General features: G+C 60.0%; 13 protein-coding genes. 6 read left to right on the top strand and 7 right to left on the bottom strand.

Features of this window, described 5'->3' with window-relative positions; all coding sequences use genetic code 11:
* The first annotated feature begins 219 nt into the window (after positions 1-219).
* Entirely contained in the window at positions 220-1,239 is a 1,020-nt protein-coding gene (locus tag KW837_RS02055) for a quinone-dependent dihydroorotate dehydrogenase (RefSeq protein ID WP_218394336.1), read from the top strand.
* Positions 1,240-1,485: 246 nt separating this feature from the next.
* Here the strand turns inward: KW837_RS02055 and rmf are convergent, their stop codons facing one another.
* On the bottom strand, positions 1,486-1,701 hold the full coding sequence (gene rmf, locus KW837_RS02060) for a ribosome modulation factor (protein ID WP_003223300.1): 216 nt from the start codon (positions 1,699-1,701) through the stop codon (positions 1,486-1,488).
* Positions 1,702-2,232: 531 nt separating this feature from the next.
* Between rmf and rlmKL the strand changes: the two genes are divergently transcribed.
* Positions 2,233-4,503, top strand: a complete 2,271-nt coding sequence (gene rlmKL, locus KW837_RS02065; RefSeq protein ID WP_063343018.1) for a bifunctional 23S rRNA (guanine(2069)-N(7))-methyltransferase RlmK/23S rRNA (guanine(2445)-N(2))-methyltransferase RlmL — start codon at positions 2,233-2,235, stop codon at positions 4,501-4,503.
* 142 nt (positions 4,504-4,645) lie between these two features.
* Entirely contained in the window at positions 4,646-7,036 is a 2,391-nt protein-coding gene (locus tag KW837_RS02070; RefSeq protein WP_218394337.1) for a GGDEF domain-containing protein, read from the top strand.
* A gap of 136 nt (positions 7,037-7,172) precedes the next feature.
* Here KW837_RS02070 and dacB read toward each other — a convergent pair whose 3' ends face one another.
* Positions 7,173-8,633, bottom strand: coding sequence for a D-alanyl-D-alanine carboxypeptidase/D-alanyl-D-alanine-endopeptidase (gene dacB, locus KW837_RS02075; protein ID WP_218394338.1), 1,461 nt, complete (start codon positions 8,631-8,633; stop codon positions 7,173-7,175).
* Between the two features lie 234 nt (positions 8,634-8,867).
* Between dacB and KW837_RS02080 the strand changes: the two genes are divergently transcribed.
* Entirely contained in the window at positions 8,868-9,212 is a 345-nt protein-coding gene (locus KW837_RS02080) for a YggL family protein (protein WP_007896965.1), read from the top strand.
* A gap of 168 nt (positions 9,213-9,380) precedes the next feature.
* On the opposite strand, the gene KW837_RS02085 is transcribed toward KW837_RS02080, so the two are convergent.
* Positions 9,381-10,571, bottom strand: a complete 1,191-nt coding sequence (locus KW837_RS02085; RefSeq protein ID WP_218394339.1) for a benzoate/H(+) symporter BenE family transporter — start codon at positions 10,569-10,571, stop codon at positions 9,381-9,383.
* A 356-nt stretch (positions 10,572-10,927) separates the two neighbouring features.
* Here KW837_RS02085 and KW837_RS02090 point away from each other — a divergent pair, with 356 nt between their 5' ends.
* Entirely contained in the window at positions 10,928-11,692 is a 765-nt protein-coding gene (locus tag KW837_RS02090; protein ID WP_218394340.1) for a GntR family transcriptional regulator, read from the top strand.
* Positions 11,693-11,845: 153 nt separating this feature from the next.
* Here KW837_RS02090 and guaD read toward each other — a convergent pair whose 3' ends face one another.
* From guaD to xdhA, 4 genes are all read right to left on the bottom strand, one after another.
* Positions 11,846-13,150 carry a guanine deaminase gene (guaD, locus tag KW837_RS02095; protein WP_218394341.1) on the bottom strand — a complete coding sequence of 435 codons (1,305 nt, stop codon included), beginning with the start codon at positions 13,148-13,150 and terminating at the stop codon, positions 11,846-11,848.
* Positions 13,151-13,173: 23 nt separating this feature from the next.
* Complete coding sequence (gene xdhC / locus KW837_RS02100) at positions 13,174-14,019, bottom strand: xanthine dehydrogenase accessory protein XdhC (RefSeq protein ID WP_218394342.1); 846 nt, start codon at positions 14,017-14,019, stop codon at positions 13,174-13,176.
* 133 nt (positions 14,020-14,152) lie between these two features.
* Complete coding sequence (gene xdhB / locus KW837_RS02105; protein ID WP_218394343.1) at positions 14,153-16,552, bottom strand: xanthine dehydrogenase molybdopterin binding subunit; 2,400 nt, start codon at positions 16,550-16,552, stop codon at positions 14,153-14,155.
* A complete protein-coding gene (xdhA, locus tag KW837_RS02110; RefSeq protein ID WP_218394344.1) occupies positions 16,545-17,999 on the bottom strand; it encodes a xanthine dehydrogenase small subunit in 1,455 nt (484 codons plus the stop codon). Before xdhA ends, xdhB begins: the two co-directional genes overlap by 8 nt.
* A gap of 266 nt (positions 18,000-18,265) precedes the next feature.
* Here xdhA and KW837_RS02115 point away from each other — a divergent pair, with 266 nt between their 5' ends.
* On the top strand, positions 18,266-18,925 hold the full coding sequence (locus tag KW837_RS02115; protein ID WP_218394345.1) for a GntR family transcriptional regulator: 660 nt from the start codon (positions 18,266-18,268) through the stop codon (positions 18,923-18,925).
* Position 18,926 lies beyond the last annotated feature (1 nt).

Here is an 18,926-nt window from a genome sequence, read left to right on the forward strand (position 1 = left end):
CTTCCAAAAAAAAGCGTCGTCCCAAGGCCTTTGCGTGGGCAAAGCCGGGTGACGACGCCATTGTCCTTCCACTCATCCCGCCGTTGGCATGAGTGCTGATGCCTGTGATTGGTGCAAGGCATATGCCATCGCTGGCTGATTTTGTTGCGCGCCTCGCCTGTGGACCCGATGCACGGCTATAATCGCCGCCTCTCATCGCCAACCGAGTCAAGCCTGCCCATGTACACCCTGGCCCGTCAGCTGTTGTTCAAACTTTCCCCGGAAACCTCCCACGATCTGTCCCTGGACCTGATCGGCGCGGGCGGGCGTTTGGGCCTTAACGGCTTGCTGTGCAAGGCGCCGGCGAAACTGCCGGTGACGGTCATGGGCCTGGAGTTCCCGAACCCGGTGGGTTTGGCGGCCGGTTTGGACAAAAACGGCGCAGCGATCGATGGATTTGCCCAATTGGGTTTCGGTTTTGTCGAAATCGGCACCATCACGCCGCGTCCGCAACCGGGCAACCCGAAACCACGGATTTTCCGCTTGCCGGACGCCGAGGCGATCATCAACCGCATGGGCTTCAACAACCTCGGCGTCGATCACTTGCTCGCTCGCGTGGCGGCGGCCAAATACAAGGGCGTGCTGGGCATCAACATCGGCAAAAATTTCGATACGCCGGTTGAGCGTGCGGTCGATGACTACCTGATCTGCCTGGACAAGGTCTATGCCCACGCCAGCTACGTGACGGTCAACGTCAGTTCGCCGAACACCCCGGGCCTGCGCAGCCTGCAATTCGGCGATTCGCTCAAGCAATTGCTCGCCGACCTGGCCACCCGCCGGGCGGAACTGGCCCTGCGTCACGGCAAGCATGTTCCGTTGGCGATCAAGATCGCGCCGGACATGACTGATGAAGAAACCGTTCAAGTCGCCCAAGCGTTGATCGAAACCGGGATGGACGCGGTGATTGCCACCAACACCACCCTGAGCCGCGTTGGCGTCGAAGGCATGGAGCATGGTGACGAGGCGGGCGGGTTGTCCGGCGCACCGGTTCGCGACAAGAGCACGCACACCGTTAAAGTGCTGGCGGCGGAACTGGCCGGTCGCTTGCCGATCATTGCCGTGGGCGGCATCACTGAAGGCAAGCACGCGGCTGAGAAAATTGCCGCGGGTGCGAGTTTGGTGCAGCTCTACTCCGGCTTTATCTATAAAGGCCCGGCGCTGATTCGTGAATCGGTGGATGCCATAGCGGCCCTGCGCTGAACCTTGTGGGAGCGGGCTTGCTCGCGAAAGCGTTGGGTCAGTCAACATCATCTTGAATGTTAAATCGCTTTCGCGAGCAAGCCCGCTCCCACAGGTAATGTGTTTGCAGCTCGAGATTGAGTTTCTGGCAGGCATAAAAAAGGGCTCCTCGAAGGAGCCCCTGGGCCGAAGCCCGCCGTCCGGATGGGACGTGCGTGGTTAAGTCGTTGCGTAATCAGATTGTCGTGTCGGAGTGTGTGCCCTGTATTAGCCGACGGCGTGAAGTTCGTTGAGTCTGTGGATTCCCGCAGTGCCGGTCATACCGTCCCAGTTGTCGCCGCGTCCTTCGCGCCAGCCATTGATCCAGGCTTGGCGTACCGACGGTAGAGTAAATGGGCAAAGCTCACGGGATTTACCACCAACGCCATATTGATATCCGCGCAAAAATGCTCTTTCCAACGGATCACGCTTAAGTCTTCTCATAGGGTGTTTCCCTCACTTGTTGACTGTATTTATCGCGTCGACCTCAATCGAGGTCAGGCAGAAAAATCCTGCCGTTGGCGGCTCGCTGCCGGCGTCGCGAGCCAAGGTGTTGACGCCGTTGCGACGTCAACCTGAGTTGAGTTCTAACCAATGCGTCACATCGAGGGAATGATCGTTTTGTCATAAGAACGTAACCATAAAGATGGTATGGCCATAAGTAACACGATATTTGTCCCGTGTTTGTTGGCCAAACCCCGGTATGATCGGCCCTGCGCGGGATGAGAGGGTTGAGGCCTTTAACGAGAATGACACCCGTTCACTTGGGGACTATTCGACGAAGGGTCGACTTATGACATTTTGTTGCATCAACTTTTATATCTGCCCTGGCATCTAAGCTCTTTTAACCCGAGCAGTCAGGGTGGGGACGGCACACCTTCGTGCCACGCGGGCGTTCTGTTAGAAAAGCGCCTGATTGAAAACCGGATCGGCAATGCGTTGCCGGTTCACTTAGCTAAAGGCTCTGGAATTACCATGTCCGATCGTTTCGAACTCTTCCTCACTTGCCCCAAAGGCCTTGAAGGCCTGCTCATCGAGGAAGCCGTCGGGCTTGGCCTTGAGGAAGCACGTGAGCACACCTCGGCTGTGCGCGGCATGGCCACCATGGAAACCGCCTATCGCCTGTGCCTGTGGTCGCGTCTGGCGAACCGTGTGCTGCTGGTGCTCAAGCGCTTCCCGATGAAGGACGCCGAAGACCTCTACCACGGTGTGCTGGATATCGAGTGGCAAGACCACATGCTCAACGATGGTACCCTGGCCGTCGAATTCAGCGGTCACGGTTCGGGCATCGATAACACGCACTTCGGCGCTTTGAAGGTCAAGGATGCGATCGTCGACAAACTGCGCACCCCCCAGGGCGATCGTCCGTCCATCGACAAGCTCAACCCGGACCTGCGCATTCACCTGCGCCTGGACCGTGGCGAAGCGATTTTGTCTCTCGACCTTTCCGGCCATAGCTTGCACCAGCGTGGTTACCGCTTGCAGCAGGGCGCTGCGCCGCTGAAGGAAAACCTCGCGGCGGCGATTCTGATCCGTTCCGGCTGGCCACGGATTGCCGCCGATGGCGGCGCACTGGCTGACCCGATGTGCGGTGTCGGTACGTTCCTGGTCGAAGCCGCGATGATCGCCGCCGACATGGCGCCGAACCTGCGTCGTGAGCAGTGGGGCTTCACCGCCTGGCTCGGTCACGTGCCGGCGCTGTGGAAAAAGCTCCACGAAGAAGCCACCGAACGCGCCGCAGCCGGTCTGGCCAAGCCACCGCTGTGGATTCGCGGTTACGAAGCTGACCCGCGCCTGATTCAACCGGGCCGCAATAACGTCGAGCGTGCCGGCCTGAGCGAGTGGATCAAGATCTACCAGGGCGAAGTCGCGACGTTCGAGCCGCGCCCGGACCAGAACCAGAAAGGCCTGGTGATCTGCAACCCTCCGTACGGCGAGCGTCTGGGCGATGAGGCGAGCCTGCTCTACCTCTACCAGAACCTCGGCGAACGTCTGCGTCAGGCCTGCTTGAACTGGGAAGCGGCGGTGTTCACCGGCGCCCCGGACCTGGGCAAGCGCATGGGCATCCGCAGCCACAAACAGTATTCGTTCTGGAACGGCGCCCTGCCGTGCAAGTTGCTGCTGATCAAGGTCACGCCGGACCAGTTTGTCACCGGCGAGCGTCGCACTCCGGAACAGCGCCAGATCGAGCGCGAACAGGCCGAATCCGACGCTCCATCCAACATCGAAGCGCCGGGCAAATACGAGAAGTACAACAAGAACGGCAACCCGATCAAACCGGCCCCGGTGGTGATCGAGCAACCGCGCTTGAGCGAAGGCGGGCAGATGTTTGCCAACCGTCTGCAAAAAAACCTCAAGGCCCTCGGTAAGTGGGTCAAGCGTGAAGGTATCGACTGCTACCGCGTCTACGATGCCGACATGCCGGAATATTCCATGGCCATCGACCTGTATCACGACTGGGTCCACGTTCAGGAATACGCTGCACCGAAATCCATTGATCCGGAAAAAGCCTCGGCACGGATGTTCGATGCCCTGGCGGCGATCCCGCAGGCGCTGAACATCGACAAGAACCGCGTGGTGGTCAAACGTCGCGAGCGTCAGAGCGGCACCAAGCAGTACGAACGCCAGAGCGCACAGGGCAAGTTCAACGAGGTCAACGAAGGCGGCGTGAAGCTGCTGGTGAACCTCACCGACTACCTCGACACCGGGCTGTTCCTCGACCACCGGCCGATGCGCATGCGAATCCAGAAAGAGGCGGCCGGCAAGCGCTTCCTCAACCTGTATTGCTATACAGCGACCGCCAGCGTTCATGCAGCCAAGGGCGGTGCGCGCAGCACCACCAGCGTCGATCTGTCGAAAACCTATCTGGATTGGGCGCGGCGCAACCTGTCGCTGAACGGTTTTTCCGACAAGAACCGTCTGGAACAGGGCGATGTGATGGTCTGGCTCGATGCCTGCCGTGACGAATACGACCTGATCTTCATCGACCCGCCGACCTTCTCCAACTCCAAGCGCATGGAAGGGATCTTCGACGTGCAGCGTGATCAGGTGCAGTTGATCGACTTGGCGATGGCACGTCTGGCGCCGGGCGGGGTGTTGTACTTCTCCAACAACTTCCGCAAGTTCCAGCTCGAGGAAAACCTCACCGAGCGTTATGCCGTTGAAGAAATCACCGCCCAGACCATCGATCCGGATTTCGCCCGTAATGGCAAGATCCACCGTGCGTGGAAGATCACTGCTCGCTGACGCTTGAGCCTGATTGGATCCAGAGCCTTGATTTTTAAAGGCTCTTGGGTTCTTTCAGTGCTGGTCAAATTAGTGGCTAATAGCTATAACTCAACACATGGCCAATGGGCTTTTCCGGCACCTGGCGTTTTGAGTTGTATCTATGTCGCTGCACGCCGTGCGCCCCAAGATCCTGGGTTTTATCCGCGAAGATGTTTCGGCCTGGCTGGTCGCACTGTTGGCATTGCTTGTCGGCGGGATTCTCACGGGATTGCTGGCCTGGGCGACGTTCAATCAATTTCATCAGCAATTGCGGCAACGTTTCCAGCTGCTCGCCAGTGAACGTTACAGCCGTATCGAAGAACGTTTCGAAGATCAGGAGCAGCGCCTTGACGGCCTGCGTCGGTTCTTCGTCAATTCCGAATCGGTGTCCCGCGAGGAATTCGACGGTTATGCCAAACCTCTTTTGCGTCGCACCCAGGCTTACTCCTGGGCCCCTCGGGTTTCCCGCACTGAACGACCGCTACTTGAACGCGCGGTGAGCGCAGAGGGATTGAGCGATTTCACCTTTCGCGAACTCAACGCCGATGGTCAGTTGCAACCAGCCGGCTTGCGAGATGAGTACGTGCCCGTGCTCTACACCCAAACCCAAAGCCGACTGCCCACGCCGCTGGGTTACGACCTGCTGGCCCAGCCCCTGCGCCGTTCGACCCTGGAACGCGCCGATCGCAATGGCCGCATGGCCGTGTCGCAACCGTTGCATCTGGTAGGCATCGAGCCCGCCTATTCGCGGGGCGTGTTGCTAGTGGCTCCGGTCATCCATCAGAACATCCCCAATGCTGCGCCCGCCGGCTATGTCATGGCGGTGATCAGCATGCGTCAGTTGTTGGCGGACGGGCTGCCGGAAGAGAATCATGACTCTCTCTCGGTGCGTATCCTCGACTTGTCCACCGATGATCAGCATGAAGTGTTGTATGAGTCGACCAACACGGCGGGGGCCAGTGACTTGTCCTCCACACGTTTGCTACGTCTGGCCGACCATGACTATCAAGTGGATATGCGTCCCAGCGCCGCGTTCCTGAAAGCCAACCATTCCTCGGTGGCCAGCCTGGTGGTACTCGGCGGTTTGCTCAGCCTGCTGCTCAGTGTGTTTCTCTATGTGTTGGTCAGCCAGCGTCAGCGAGCGCTGAAAATGGTGGAGCAGCGGACCCAGGAACTTCACGACCGTGAGCAAGAGTTGCGCGGCACCCATGGCCAGTTGCGCGGTGTGCTGGATGCCGCGACTCAGGTGGCGATCATCGCCACCGACTTGCGCGGGGTGATTAGCACCTTCAACGCCGGTGCAGAGCAAATGCTCGGCTATTGCAGTGCGCAGGTGATAGGCCATATGACCCTGGAAAGCCTGCATCTGCCCCGGGAACTCGAAGCGCGCTCGGCCGAGTTGAGCGCGCGCTATGGCAAGCCCATCCCGACGTGTCAGGCGATGCTGGTCGAAGGCGGGGAAGAGGGCGGTCACGAAGCCCGTGAGTGGACGCTGGTGCGTCACGACGGCAGTCACTTGACGGTGAACATGCTGGCGACCCCGGTACTCGACGAGCAAGGCTTGTGGGTCGGGCACCTGGCGATTTGTATCGACATCACCGAGCGCAAGCGCGTCCACGAAGCCCTGGCGGCACGTGACCTGTTGTTGAAGAAACTCAGCGCCCATGTGCCCGGCGGGATCTACCAGTTCAAGATGGAATTCGATGGGCGCTTCAGCGTGATCTACGCCAGCGACGGTATGCGCGATATCTACGAACTCGAGCCGGACGTGCTGTTGCTCAACGCCGAAGCGGTGTTCGCGCGGATTCATCCTCAGGACGCGCGTCGGGTCCGCGCTTCGATCCTGGCCTCGGCTGACACCCTCAGCCCTTGGCGAGAAGAGTACCGCGTGCAATTGCCCCAGCGTGGTCTGCGCTGGGTCCGCGGTGAAGCGACTCCTGAAGAACTGCCCGGTGGCGGTGTGCTATGGCATGGTTTCATCTCGGATATTTCCGACCTCAAGCGCGTGGAGGAGGAGTTGCGCGCACTGTCAGTGACCGACTCCCTGACCGGGATCCATAACCGTCGTTACTTCCAGGAGCGCCTGACCACCGAAATGGCGCGGGTCGAGCGCGGCGGTGGCGAGTTGTCAGTGATCATGCTCGACATCGATCACTTCAAGCGCATCAATGATCAGCACGGTCATGCCGTGGGTGATCGGGTATTGCAGGCCGTGTGCGAGCGCATTGGCGGTCGCCTGCGGTGCACTGATGTGTTTTGTCGCCTGGGCGGCGAAGAGTTCATGGTGCTCTGTCCGGATATCAACGGCGAACAGGCCCACGTGCTGGCCGTGGAGTTGTGGCAAGGGTTGCGCAGTGCGCCGATCGACGAGGTCGGGATCGTCACCGCGAGTTTCGGGATTGCCAGTTGGCGGGCCGGAGAGGGCGCGGATGCGCTGCTGTTGCGGGCGGACTCAGGGGTATATGCGGCGAAGCAGGCGGGAAGGGATCGGGTTGAGGGGCAGATGAGCTAGGACAGCATGCGGACCCTGTGGGAGCGGGCTTGCTCGCGAATGCGTGTATCAAGTCGACATTAATGCTGAATGACACACCGCATTCGCGAGCAAGCCCGCTCCCACATTTTTGATCTCCAGTGTCTGGACGATCGGGTTACAACACCGAAGCCGTTTCCGGCAGTTTCGGCTGGCGATACAGGTCCAGCAGAACCTGATCCAGTACCGAGGAGGCGCCAAATGGTGCCTTGTCGTTGAGGATCGCCACCACCGCCCAGGTATTGCCATTGATGTCGCGGCTGTAGCCGGAGATGGCGCGCACGGTGTTCAGGGTGCCGGTCTTGACGTGGGCTTCACCGCGCATCGCGGTGGTCTTCAGGCGTTTGCGCATGGTGCCGTCGGTGCCGGCAATGGGCATCGAGCTGATGAACTCGGCGGAATACGGGCTGCGCCAGGCGGCTTGCAGCATCGCGGCCATTTCACGGGCACTCACTCGCTCGGCGCGGGACAGGCCGGAGCCGTTCTCCATCACCAGGTGCGGCGCAGTGATGCCTTTTCTCGCCAGCCACTGACGCACCACGCGCTGGGCTGCCTTGGCGTCGTCACCGTCGGCATCCGTGCGGAACTTCTGGCCCAGGCTCAGGAACAACTGCTGAGCCATGGTGTTGTTACTGTATTTGTTGATGTCGCGAATGATTTCCGCCAGGTCTGGCGAGTAGGCCCGGGCCAGCACCTTGGCGTTGCTCGGCGTCGGTGCCAGACGATCCTGGCCCTGGATGCTGCCGCCCAGTTCCTTCCAGATCGCCCGCACAGCGCCAGCGGTGTAAGTCGCGTGATCAAGCAGCGACAGGTAGGTCTGGGAGCTGCAGCCTTCGCCCAACTGGCCGCCAACGGTCACGGTGACGCTGCCATCAGCCTGGGGCACCGGGTTGTAACGCACGCCACCGGTGCATTGCTTGGAGTTGAGCGCCTTGACCTGATTGTCGATGCGGATGCTGGCAATCGGCGGCTCGACCGACACCAGGACCTTGCCCGAGTCGTTGCGGGCCACGAAGCGCAGGGCCTTGAGGTTGACCAGCAGCGCGTCGGGTTTGACCAGGAACGGTTTGTTCTCGTCGTTGCCGTCGTCGTTGAATTCAGGCAGTTGTGGTTGCACGAAGAAGCCGCGGTCCAGCACCAGGTCGCCGGTGACCTGGGTCACGCCGTTGGCGCGCAAATCGCGCATCAGCAGCCAGAGTTTTTCCATGTTGAGCTTCGGATCGCCGCCACCCTTGAGGTAGAGGTTGCCGTTGAGGATGCCGCCGCTGAGGGTGCCGTCGGTGTAGAACTCGGTTTTCCACTGGTGGTTCGGGCCGAGCATTTCCAGCGCGGCGTACGTGGTCACCAGCTTCATGGTCGAGGCCGGGTTGACCGAAACATCAGCGTTATGAATGGTTGCGGTGCCCGGGCCGTTGAGCGGGATCATTACCAGCGACAGGGCACTGTCTTGCAGTTTGCTGGCCTTGAGGGCCTTTTCGACGTTGGGCGACAGGGCGGTGTTGATCGAGGCGGCGGAAACGGGGAGGGCCAGGGGCAGAAGAAGGCTGGCCAGCAGCAATGGACGCAAAGATTTGATCATTTGAAATAAAACCCTACAGCCGAGGGGAAAAAAGACGAGGGCATGGAGATAAATTCCCTCAGCGGTCATGAAAGTGTCGGCATTATGCCCCAAGGTGCAACAGCTTGTGCCGTACCCCGGTCGTCTAATCCGCTATTTTTTTACCGACGGTAGGTGTAGCGGCATTCTGGGACGGGCAATCGGCGCCTTAAACTGCTAAAGTGCGGCCCGTTAATACTTATGAGGATTGTTCCAATGGCGACTAACCGTTCCCAGCGTCTGCGCAAAAAACTGTGCGTCGATGAATTTCAAGAGCTGGGTTTCGAACTGAACCTGGATTTCAAAGAAGATTTGGCTGATGAAGCCATTGATGCTTTCCTCGACGCGTTCCTGAAAGAAGCCATGGAAGCCAACGGTCTGGGCTATGTTGGCGGCGACGACTTCGGTCTGGTTTGCCTGCAGAAGCGTGGCTCGGTCTCCGAAGAGCAGCGTGCCGCTGTTGAAGCCTGGCTCAAAGGCCGCAGCGAACTGACCGAAGCAACCGTCAGCCCGCTGATCGACGTCTGGTACCCGGAAAAGCCGATCAATCCGGTAGCTTGATGTTCTAAAAAACGGCGACCCAAGGGTCGCCGTTTTTTTATGCCTGCTTTTTGTAGCGCATGGCTTGGCCTGCAATGTTGATCTCGGGGATGCTTTCGCGGGCAAGCCTCGCTCCTACAAGGCTTCACGCTGAACCTGTAGGAGCGAGGCTTGCCCGCGAAGACGCCCTCAGGCCTTGCGCCAGTTCAGAATCACCAGCGTCAACACCCCCGCCACAATCCCCCAGAACGCCGAACCGATGGAAAACAGCGTCAACCCCGACGCCGTGACCATAAAGGTAATCAGCGCTGCTTCCCGTTCCTGCACTTGCGCCATGGCAATGCTCAACCCATTGATGATCGAGCCGAACAGTGCCAGCGCGGCAATCGACAGCACCAATTCTTTAGGCAGTGCGGCAAACAACGCCGCCAGCGTCGCGCCGAACACCCCGGCAATCCCGTAGAAAATCCCGCACCAGACGGCGGCCGTGTAGCGTTTGTTGCGATCTTCATGGGCATGCGGCCCGGTGCAGATCGCCGCGCTGATGGCAGCCAGGTTGATCCCATGGGAGCCGAAGGGGGCCAACAGCAACGAGGCAATGCCGGTGGTGGTGATCAGCGGTGAGGCCGGCACGTTGTAGCCATCGGCGCGCAATACGGCGATACCCGGCATGTTCTGCGAGGTCATCGCCACCACGAACAGCGGAATGCCAATGCTGATGGTCGCGGCCAGGGAGAAATGCGGTGTAGTCCAGACCGGTGTCGCGACTTCCAGATGGAAGCCACTGAAATCCAGCAACCCCATGAACCCTGACAGCACAGTGCCGATCAACAGCGCGGCGAGCACGGCGTAGCGCGGCGACAGGCGTTTAACCACCAGATAGGTGAAGAACATTCCCAGGACCAGCGCAGTGCGGTGCTGGGCGGCGACGAAAATCTCGCTGCCGATCTTGAACAGAATCCCCGCCAGCAACGCCGCCGCCAATGAGGCCGGAATCTTTTTCACCAGCCGTTCGAAACTGCCGGTCAGGCCGCAGAGGGTCACCAGCACCGCGCAAGTTATATAGGCGCCAATCGCCTCGCCGTAGCTGACACCGCCAAGGCTGGTGATCAGCAACGCCGCGCCGGGGGTCGACCAGGCGATGGTGATCGGGGTGCGGTAGCGCAAGGACAAGCCGATCGAGCATACCGCCATGCCGATAGAGATCGCCCAGATCCACGACGAAATCTGCCCACTGGTCAGGCCCGCTGCTTGCCCGGCCTGGAACATCAGCACCAGTGAGCTGGTATAGCCGGTCATCATGGCAATGAACCCGGCGACGATGGCCGAAGGTGATGTGTCAGTCAGAGGGCGAAGCTGCGTGTGCGTGGCGTCGGTCATGACATCGGTGTTCCTTGTTCTGATAAAGATGTCCGTAGCCGCTGAACCCTGTAGGAGCGAGGCTTGCCCGCGAAGGCGTCGTGTCAGTCGATATCAATGTTGAATGACACGACGCCTTCGCGGGCAAGCCTCGCTCCTACAGGGCATCGCGTTGAGCTGCGGATTCTGCGTTCAAGCCTAAACTGAAAAGTAACCGGTCGTTGCGATACAGCGAGGGCGACAAACAGCCGTACAGTCGTGTTGCCACCTTCCATTGTGTACAATCGCGGTGTTTTTTACGCGATACTTGCCAGCGACCCACTGTGCCGTATTACAGTCACGGTCAATTCGCCGCAGTTCTCCCGACTCGAGTGCCCATGAACGAACAGTTGCAACCCCTCAAGAAACAACCGCGAGCAGGCAAAGCCGGGCGCAGCGGTACCCAGGACGATATGGTCTACGCGCATATCTTCGAGGCCATCCTCGAACAGCGTCTGGCGCCCGGCACCAAGTTGAGCGAAGAAGCGCTGGGGGAAATTTTCGGGGTCAGCCGCACCATCATTCGCCGCGCGCTGTCGCGCCTGGCCCATGAAGGCGTGGTGTTGCTGCGACCGAATCGCGGTGCTGTCGTCGCCAGCCCGAGTGTCGAAGAGGCCCGTCAGGTGTTTCTGGCGCGGCGTCTGGTGGAGCGGGCGATCACTGAGTTGGCGGTTCAGCACGCCACCGCCGAGCAACTTCTCGAACTGCGGCAGATGGTCAACGACGAGCGCGACAGTTTTTCCCGTGGCGATCGTGGTGCCGGTATCCGTCTGTCCGGCGAGTTCCACTTGAAACTGGCCGAAGCGGCGAAAAATGCCCCGCTGATCAGCTTCCAGCGCAGCCTGGTGTCGCAGACTTCGTTGATCATCGCCCAGTACGAGAGCGGCAACCGTTCTCACTGTTCCTACGATGAACACACTCAGTTGATCGACGCGATCGAAGCGCGGGACGCGACGCTGGCGGTGGATTTGATGATGCATCACATGGATCACATCGACAGCAAGCTCAACCTCGACGAAGAAAGCGCGTCGGATGATTTGCATGCGGTGTTTTCGCATTTGTTGCAGACCAAGAAGCCAGGGCGGCCGGTCGCGAAACTCTGATAGACCGAGGTGCAGCCTTCGCGGGCAAGCCACGCTCCTACAGGTACAGCGTGGCCCTTGTAGGAGCGAGGCTTGCCCGCGAAGGCTTTCTGACTGGCAATAAAAATCCCCCGGGCTGTAAAGCGACGGGGGATTTTTTATGCTTGGAGAAAACTAGCGCTGATGCACCAGACTCCCCGCCGCATACGTCTGCAGAACAGTCCGGTCATCCCCCAGCGTCATCAATACAAACAACGTCTCGGCAATGTTATTGGCCTGTTTCAGGCGATAGCTGAGCAGTGGCGTGGCGTTGTAGTCCAGCACCAGGAAGTCCGCGTCGGTGCCCGGTTGCAAGGTACCGATCTTGTCTTCCAGACGTAGCGCGCGGGCGCCGCCGAGGGTGGCCAGGTACAGCGACTTGAACGGGCTCAGCCGCGCGCCTTGCAGTTGCATGACTTTGTAGGCTTCGTTCAGGGTTTGCAGCAGCGAGAAGCTGGTGCCGCCACCGACGTCGGTACCGAGACCGACATTGAGTTTGTGCTTCTCGGCCATCGGCAGATTGAACAAGCCGCTGCCGAGGAAGAAGTTCGAGGTCGGGCAGAAGGCGATGGCCGACCCGGTTTCCGCCAGCCGCGCGCACTCGTCGTCGCACAGGTGCACGCCGTGGGCGAACACCGAGCGCTCACCGAGCAATTGGTAGTGATCGTAGACGTCCAGGTAGCCTTTGCGCTCCGGGAACAGCGCCTTGACCCACTCGACTTCCTTGAGGTTTTCGCTGATGTGGGTCTGCATGTACAGATCCGGATATTCGCTGAGCAACTGGCCGGCGAGGGTCAGTTGTTCCGGGGTGCTGGTCGGTGCAAAACGCGGAGTGACCGCGTAGTGCAAGCGACCCTTGCCGTGCCAGCGCTCGATCAGCGCCTTGCTTTCGACGTAGCTCGATTCGGCGGTGTCGGTCAGGTAGTCCGGCGCGTTGCGGTCCATCATCACCTTGCCGGCAATCATTCGCAGGTCCAGCTGTTCGGCGGCCTCGAAGAACGAGTTCACCGACTGCGGATGCACGCTGCCGAACACCAGCGCCGTGGTGGTACCGTTGCGCAGCAGTTCCTTGATGAAAATGTCCGCGACTTCGTCCGCATGGTTCTTGTCGGCGAACTGGCTTTCACAGGGGAAGGTGTAGGTATTCAGCCAATCCAGAAGCTGTTCGCCGTAGGCGCCGACCATGCCGGTTTGCGGCAAGTGGATGTGGGTATCGATGAAGCCCGGAGTGATCAGCGCGTCCTGATAATGGGTGATCTCGATGTCGGCCGGCAGGCTCGGCAGCAATTCGCTGGCGTGGCCGATGGCGCTGATCTGGCCGTTATCGACCACCAGCAAACCGTCTTCGAAATACTCATACGAGGCTTCGATACCCACTTCGGCTGGGTCGGCGATGCTGTGCAGAATGGCGGCGCGGTAGGCTTTGCGAGTCAGAGGCATTGTCGTTCTCAATTCGTGGCTTTTTAGTTTGAAGCTTGGCTGCGGCGTGAAGCAGGCAGCAGTTTGGCGATCGATGATCCGGCGCTGGCGGTGTGCTGGCCGAAATTCGCGTTATAGGTGGCGATGATTTCGCCGGCGATGGAGATGGCGATTTCCACAGGCAACTTGCCTTTGACTTCGCCGATGCCCATCGGGCAGCGCATGCGTTGCAGCACGGCGCTGTCGAAACCGCGGTCACGCAGGCGGTGTTCGAACTTCACCCGTTTGGTCTTCGAACCGATCAGGCCGAAGTAGGCGAAGTCGTTGCGCTTGAGGATCGCGGCGGTGAGTTCGAGGTCGAGCTGGTGATTGTGGGTCATGACGATGCAGTAGCTGCCGGCGGGCAGATTATCCACTTCATCCAGCGGTTCTTCGGTGACGATTTTGCGCACGCCATGGGGGATCTGTTCGGGGAATTCCGCTTCCCGCGAGTCGATCCAGCGCACCCGGCAGGGCAGGCTGGCGAGCAGCGGCACCAGCGCCCGACCGACGTGACCGGCGCCGAACACCGCGATCTGCGCCTGGACCTGGCCCATAGGTTCGAACAGCAATACGGTCACACCACCGCAGCACTGGCCCAGGCTGGCACCGAGGCTGAAACGCTCCAGATGAGTGTCCTGCCGACCGCTGGCCAGCATTTCGCGGCCGATCTGCATGGCCTTGTACTCCAGATGCCCACCACCGATGGTGTCGAACGTTTGCGTGGCGCTGATGACCATCTTCGAGCCGGCATTGCGCGGCGTCGAGCCGAGTTCTTCGATGATGGTCACCAACACACAGGGTTCGCCCCGGGTTTGCAGCTCGGCGAGGGCGTCGATCCAGTTGTACATATTCACCTCAACATCTCTGTTGTCTGTTTGGGCCTCTTCGCGGGCAAGCCTCGCTCCTACAGGTTTCGCGTCGTTCGCGATCTGCCACCTGACCTGTAGGAGCGAGGCTTGCCCGCGAAGGCCCCGCCGCGGTTTAGAGCGGAGCCAACTCGGCCTCGGCTTCGGCAGCCTTGGCCACCTTCAACTGCCGCATCTGCTCACAGCCCCACAACACCCGCTCCGGGGTCGCCGGTGCGTCGATTTTCGGTTGATGCCGGTAGTCACCCAAACTGGCCACGGCGTCCTTGATCGCGCACCATGCGGCGATGCCGAGCATGAATGGCGGCTCACCCACGGCCTTGGAATGGAACACCGTGTCTTCCGGGTTCTTGCGGTTTTCCACCAGCTTCACCCGCAGGTCCAGCGGCATGTCCGCCACCGCCGGGATCTTGTAGCTGGCCGGGCCGTTGGTCATCAGTTTGCCCTTGTTGTTCCACACCAGTTCTTCCATGGTCAGCCAACCCATGCCCTGGATGAAACCACCCTCGACCTGACCGATGTCGATCGCCGGGTTCAGCGAGTCGCCGACGTCGTGAAGAATGTCGGTGCGCAGCATCTTGTATTCGCCGGTCAGGGTGTCGACGATCACCTCGGCGCAGGCTGCACCGAAGGCGTAGTAGTAGAACGGCCGCCCCCGTGCCTGACTGCGGTCGTAGTAGATTTTCGGGGTCTTGTAGAAGCCGGTGCTCGACAGCGAGACCTGGGCGAAATACGCCTGCTGGATCAGCGATTCAAACGTCAGGATGTGATCGCGAACCCGCACGTGACCGTTGTGGAATTCCACGTCTTCTTCGCTGACCTTGTATTGCCGCGCGGCGAATTCCACCAGGCGTTTCTTGATAATTTCCGCCGCGTTCTGCGCCGCCTTACCGTTCAAGTCGGCACCGCTGGAAGCCGCGGTTGGCGAAGTGTTCGGGACCTTGTCGGTGTTGGTCGCGGTGATCTGTACGCGGTCCATTTCCACCTGGAACACTTCAGCCACGACTTGCGCAACCTTGGTGTTCAGACCCTGGCCCATTTCGGTGCCGCCGTGGTTCAGGTGGATGCTGCCGTCGGTGTAGATGTGGATCAATGCACCGGCCTGATTGAGGAAGCTGGCGGTGAAGGAAATACCGAATTTCACCGGCGTCAGCGCCAGGCCTTTTTTCAGGATCGGGCTGTTGGCGTTGTAGCGACGGATCGCTTCGCGACGCTCGGCGTACTGGCTGCTTTCTTCCAGTTCGGCGGTCATTTCCTCGAGCATGTTGTGCTCGACGGTCTGGTAGTAATGGGTGACGTTGCGCTCGGTCTTGCCGTAGTAGTTGGCCTTGCGCACGGCCAGCGGATCGAGGCCCAGATGCCGAGCAATCGCGTCCATCACTTCTTCGATGGCGACCATGCCTTGCGGGCCGCCGAAACCACGGTAAGCGGTGTTCGACGCAGTGTTGGTCTTGCAGCGGTGACCGTTGATGGTCGCGTCGCCCAGGTAATAAGAGTTGTCGGCATGGAACATCGCGCGGTCGACAATTGACGCCGACAAATCCGGTGAGCAACCGCAGTTACCGGCCAGTTCCAGCGCAATGCCATGCAAGCGACCGGTGCTGTCAAAGCCCACGTCGTACTCGACGTAGAACGGGTGACGCTTGCCGGTCATCAGCATGTCTTCAACACGCGGCAGGCGCATTTTGGTCGGCTGGCCGGTCAGGTGCGCGATCACCGCGCACAGGCACGCCGGGCTTGCCGCTTGAGTTTCCTTGCCGCCGAAACCACCACCCATGCGGCGCATGTCGACGACGATTTTGTTCATCGACACGTCCAGCACTTCCGCCACCAGTTTCTGCACTTCGGTGGGGTTCTGGGTCGAGCAGTAAACGATCATGCCGCCGTCTTCAGTCGGCATCACCGAAGAGATCTGGGTTTCCAGATAAAAGTGTTCCTGGCCGCCGATGTGCAGCGTGCCCTGGATGCGATGTTCGGCAGTAGAAAGCGCAGTGGCCGAATCGCCACGCTGATGTGTGTGGCTGTCGAGGACGAAATGGCGTTTGCGCAGGGCTTCTACCACGTCCAGAACCGGTTCCAGATCTTCGTATTCGATGATCGCGGCCATCGCTGCTTTGCGCGCGGTTTCCAGGTCTTTCGCCGCAACGGCCAGTACCGGTTGACCGACGAATTGCACGTCATCGATGGCCAGCAATGGGTCGCCCGGCAGCAGTGGGCCGATGTCTTTCAGGCCAGGCACATCTTCGTGAGTAATGGCGATGCGCACGCCTTCGAAGGCGTAGCAAGGCTTGGTGTCGATGCTGATGATTTTTGCGTGGGCTCGGTCTGACAGCCGTGCGTAAACGTGCAGCTGATTGGGGAATTCCAGCCGATCGTCGATGTACTGCGCTTCGCCGGACACATGCTTGTCGGCGCTGTCGTGCTTGACGCTGCGGCCGACACCGGTGGTCAGGTCCTTGGCGAACAATTCAGCCAGTTCGGCTTGGGTCTTCTCTACAGCGTGATGATTAGACATAAGCGGTCACCCGAGTCTCGATGTGCGGTGTTTGCAGTTCGATGAAGTATTTACGCAGCAGGTTCTGCGCGCTGAGCAGGCGGTATTCCTTGCTGGCGCGGAAGTCCGAGAGTGGCGTGAAGTCTTCGGCCAATGCAGCGCAGGCGCGTTCGAGGGTGGCGTTGTTGAACGGCGCGCCGAGCAGAACGGCTTCGCAGTGCTTGGCGCGTTTTGGAATGGCCGCCATGCCGCCGAAAGCAACGCGGGCGTCGGCGATCACGCCAGTGTCGATGCGCAGGTTGAACGCGGCACAAACGGCGGAAATGTCATCGTCCAGACGCTTGGAAACCTTGTAGGCGCGGAACAGTTGTTCAACGCTGGCCCGCGGCACGATGATCTTTTCGATGAACTCGCTTTCCTGGCGCGCGGTCACCCGGTAATCGATGAAGTAATCTTCCAGGGCCATGGTGCGGTGAGTTTCGCCCTTGCACAGGACGATCTGCGCGCCGAGGGCAATCAGCAGCGGTGGTGAGTCACCGATTGGCGAGGCGTTGCCGATGTTGCCGCCGAGGGTGCCCTGGTTGCGGATTTGCAAGGAAGCGAAACGTTGCAGCAATTCGCCGAAGTCCGGGTACTCGGCCTTCAAGGCGTCGTAGCAGTCGGAGAGGGCGGTGGCGGCGCCGATTTCCAGGCGATCGTCGAAGCGTTCGATGCGTTTCATTTCAGCGACGTTGCCGACGTAGATCATCACCGGCAAAGTGCGGTGAAACTGGGTGACTTCCAGCGCCAGATCCGTCCCACCGGCCAGCAAGCGAGCTTGTGGATAAGCGTCATAGAGGTCGGCCAGATCGGCCACGGTCAACGGCACCAGGCAGCGCTTGTCGCCACTATTGAGTTCGCCGATATCGGTGGGGGCGATGGCTTTCAGGCGAGCGATAGTTTCCGCTTCGCGAGCATCGAATTGGTCGGGTTGTTTGCCGCAGCAAGATTGCTCGGCAGCGGCCAGGATCGGCCGATAACCGGTGCAGCGGCAGAGGTTGCCGGCCAGGGCTTCGTGGGCTTTATGAGAATCGGGTGCGTCGCTGTTCTTTTGCAGCGCGAACAGCGACATCACGAAGCCCGGCGTGCAGAAGCCGCACTGCGAACCGTGGCACTCAACCATGGCTTTTTGCACGCTGTGCAGCTCGCCCTGGTGCTTGAGGTCTTCGACGCTGATCAGTTGCTTGCCGTGCAAGGAGGAGACGAACGTCAGGCACGAGTTGAGGCTGCGATAGCGAATGTGTTCGCGGCCATCGTCGTCCGTCTGCAACTCGCCAACCACCACGGTGCAGGCGCCACAGTCACCGCTGGCGCAGCCTTCTTTGGTGCCGGGTTTGCCCACATGTTCGCGCAGGTAATTGAGCACGGTCAGGTTCGGGTCCAGGGCGTGCTCGCTACGGAGTTCCTGGTTTAGTAAAAACTGGATCACGGAAGGCCTCGCAAACTCATTATTGTTGTTAACCGACATGAGCCGAATTTATCAGGTCTGACTTTTCGGTCAATGATTTTCTGACTTAAAGGTCAGGAAATGGCGTTTTGTCGATCAACGACTCGTTCCTTCATTATTGACCCTCACGGGATAGCTTGCTGTTTGCTTGAATCGTGCCAAAAACCGCTGGGTGGGCACTCCGCCATGACCCATCAATTGCGCTACACTGCGCCGCTTGTGCAGATCGAAGAGTTTGAAGGACAACCATGACGTTCAAGGCGCCGGACAGCCTCGCCGAGCAAATCGCTCACCACCTCGCCGAACGTATCATTCGCGGCGAAATGAAGCCGGGGGAGCGCATCCAGGAACAGAAGGTCACGCTGGCGCTCAATGTCAGCCGCGGTTCAGTCCGTGAAGCCTTGCTGATCCTTGAGCGCCGCCACTTGATCGCGATTTTGCCGCGACGTGGCGCCCACGTGACCGAATTGACGGCGCACAAGGTACAAAGCCTGTGCACGCTGATGAGCGAGTTGTACATTCTGCTCGGCAATGCCGTGGCCAGCGGCTGGCAAGTCCAGGCCGACATGGCGCCGTTCGTGCAGATCCAGCAGCGCCTGACCGCCAGCTACGAACGTCAGGACATCCGCACGTTCGTCGACGACAGCTTCAGCGTGATGCGCGCCGCCTATCCGTTTGCCAACAACCCGTACTTGCAGGAAACCGTCGAGAATTTGCAGCCGGCCATGAGCCGCGCGTATTTCCTCGCGCTGGATCAGCGCAAGGCCTCGATGAGCGAGTTCCTCGAGCTGTTCGAACGCTTGCTCGCTGCCGTGCTGGCTCGTGACCTTCCTCAGATCCGCGTGGTGCTGACGGCGTATGCCCAGCGCAGCTGCGATCTGGTGGTCTCTGCCCTGACGGTCGCTTAAG

Source organism: Pseudomonas sp. PDM24 (genome assembly GCF_019218905.1).
In the GTDB taxonomy this organism is placed as follows: domain Bacteria; phylum Pseudomonadota; class Gammaproteobacteria; order Pseudomonadales; family Pseudomonadaceae; genus Aquipseudomonas.

Excerpts from the sequence above, each read along its gene's own strand:
- dacB (WP_218394338.1), bottom strand. The coding sequence starts at position 8,633 with ATGATCAAATCTTTGCGTCCATTGCTGCTGGCCAGCCTTCTTCTGCCC.
- xdhC (WP_218394342.1), bottom strand. The coding sequence starts at position 14,019 with ATGTACAACTGGATCGACGCCCTCGCCGAGCTGCAAACCCGGGGCGAA.
- KW837_RS02055 (WP_218394336.1), top strand. The coding sequence starts at position 220 with ATGTACACCCTGGCCCGTCAGCTGTTGTTCAAACTTTCCCCGGAAACC.
- KW837_RS02080 (WP_007896965.1), top strand. The coding sequence starts at position 8,868 with ATGGCGACTAACCGTTCCCAGCGTCTGCGCAAAAAACTGTGCGTCGAT.
- rmf (WP_003223300.1), bottom strand. The coding sequence starts at position 1,701 with ATGAGAAGACTTAAGCGTGATCCGTTGGAAAGAGCATTTTTGCGCGGA.
- KW837_RS02070 (WP_218394337.1), top strand. The coding sequence starts at position 4,646 with ATGTCGCTGCACGCCGTGCGCCCCAAGATCCTGGGTTTTATCCGCGAA.
- KW837_RS02115 (WP_218394345.1), top strand. The coding sequence starts at position 18,266 with ATGACGTTCAAGGCGCCGGACAGCCTCGCCGAGCAAATCGCTCACCAC.
- KW837_RS02085 (WP_218394339.1), bottom strand. The coding sequence starts at position 10,571 with ATGACCGACGCCACGCACACGCAGCTTCGCCCTCTGACTGACACATCA.
- rlmKL (WP_063343018.1), top strand. The coding sequence starts at position 2,233 with ATGTCCGATCGTTTCGAACTCTTCCTCACTTGCCCCAAAGGCCTTGAA.
- KW837_RS02090 (WP_218394340.1), top strand. The coding sequence starts at position 10,928 with ATGAACGAACAGTTGCAACCCCTCAAGAAACAACCGCGAGCAGGCAAA.
- guaD (WP_218394341.1), bottom strand. The coding sequence starts at position 13,150 with ATGCCTCTGACTCGCAAAGCCTACCGCGCCGCCATTCTGCACAGCATC.
- xdhB (WP_218394343.1), bottom strand. The coding sequence starts at position 16,552 with ATGTCTAATCATCACGCTGTAGAGAAGACCCAAGCCGAACTGGCTGAA.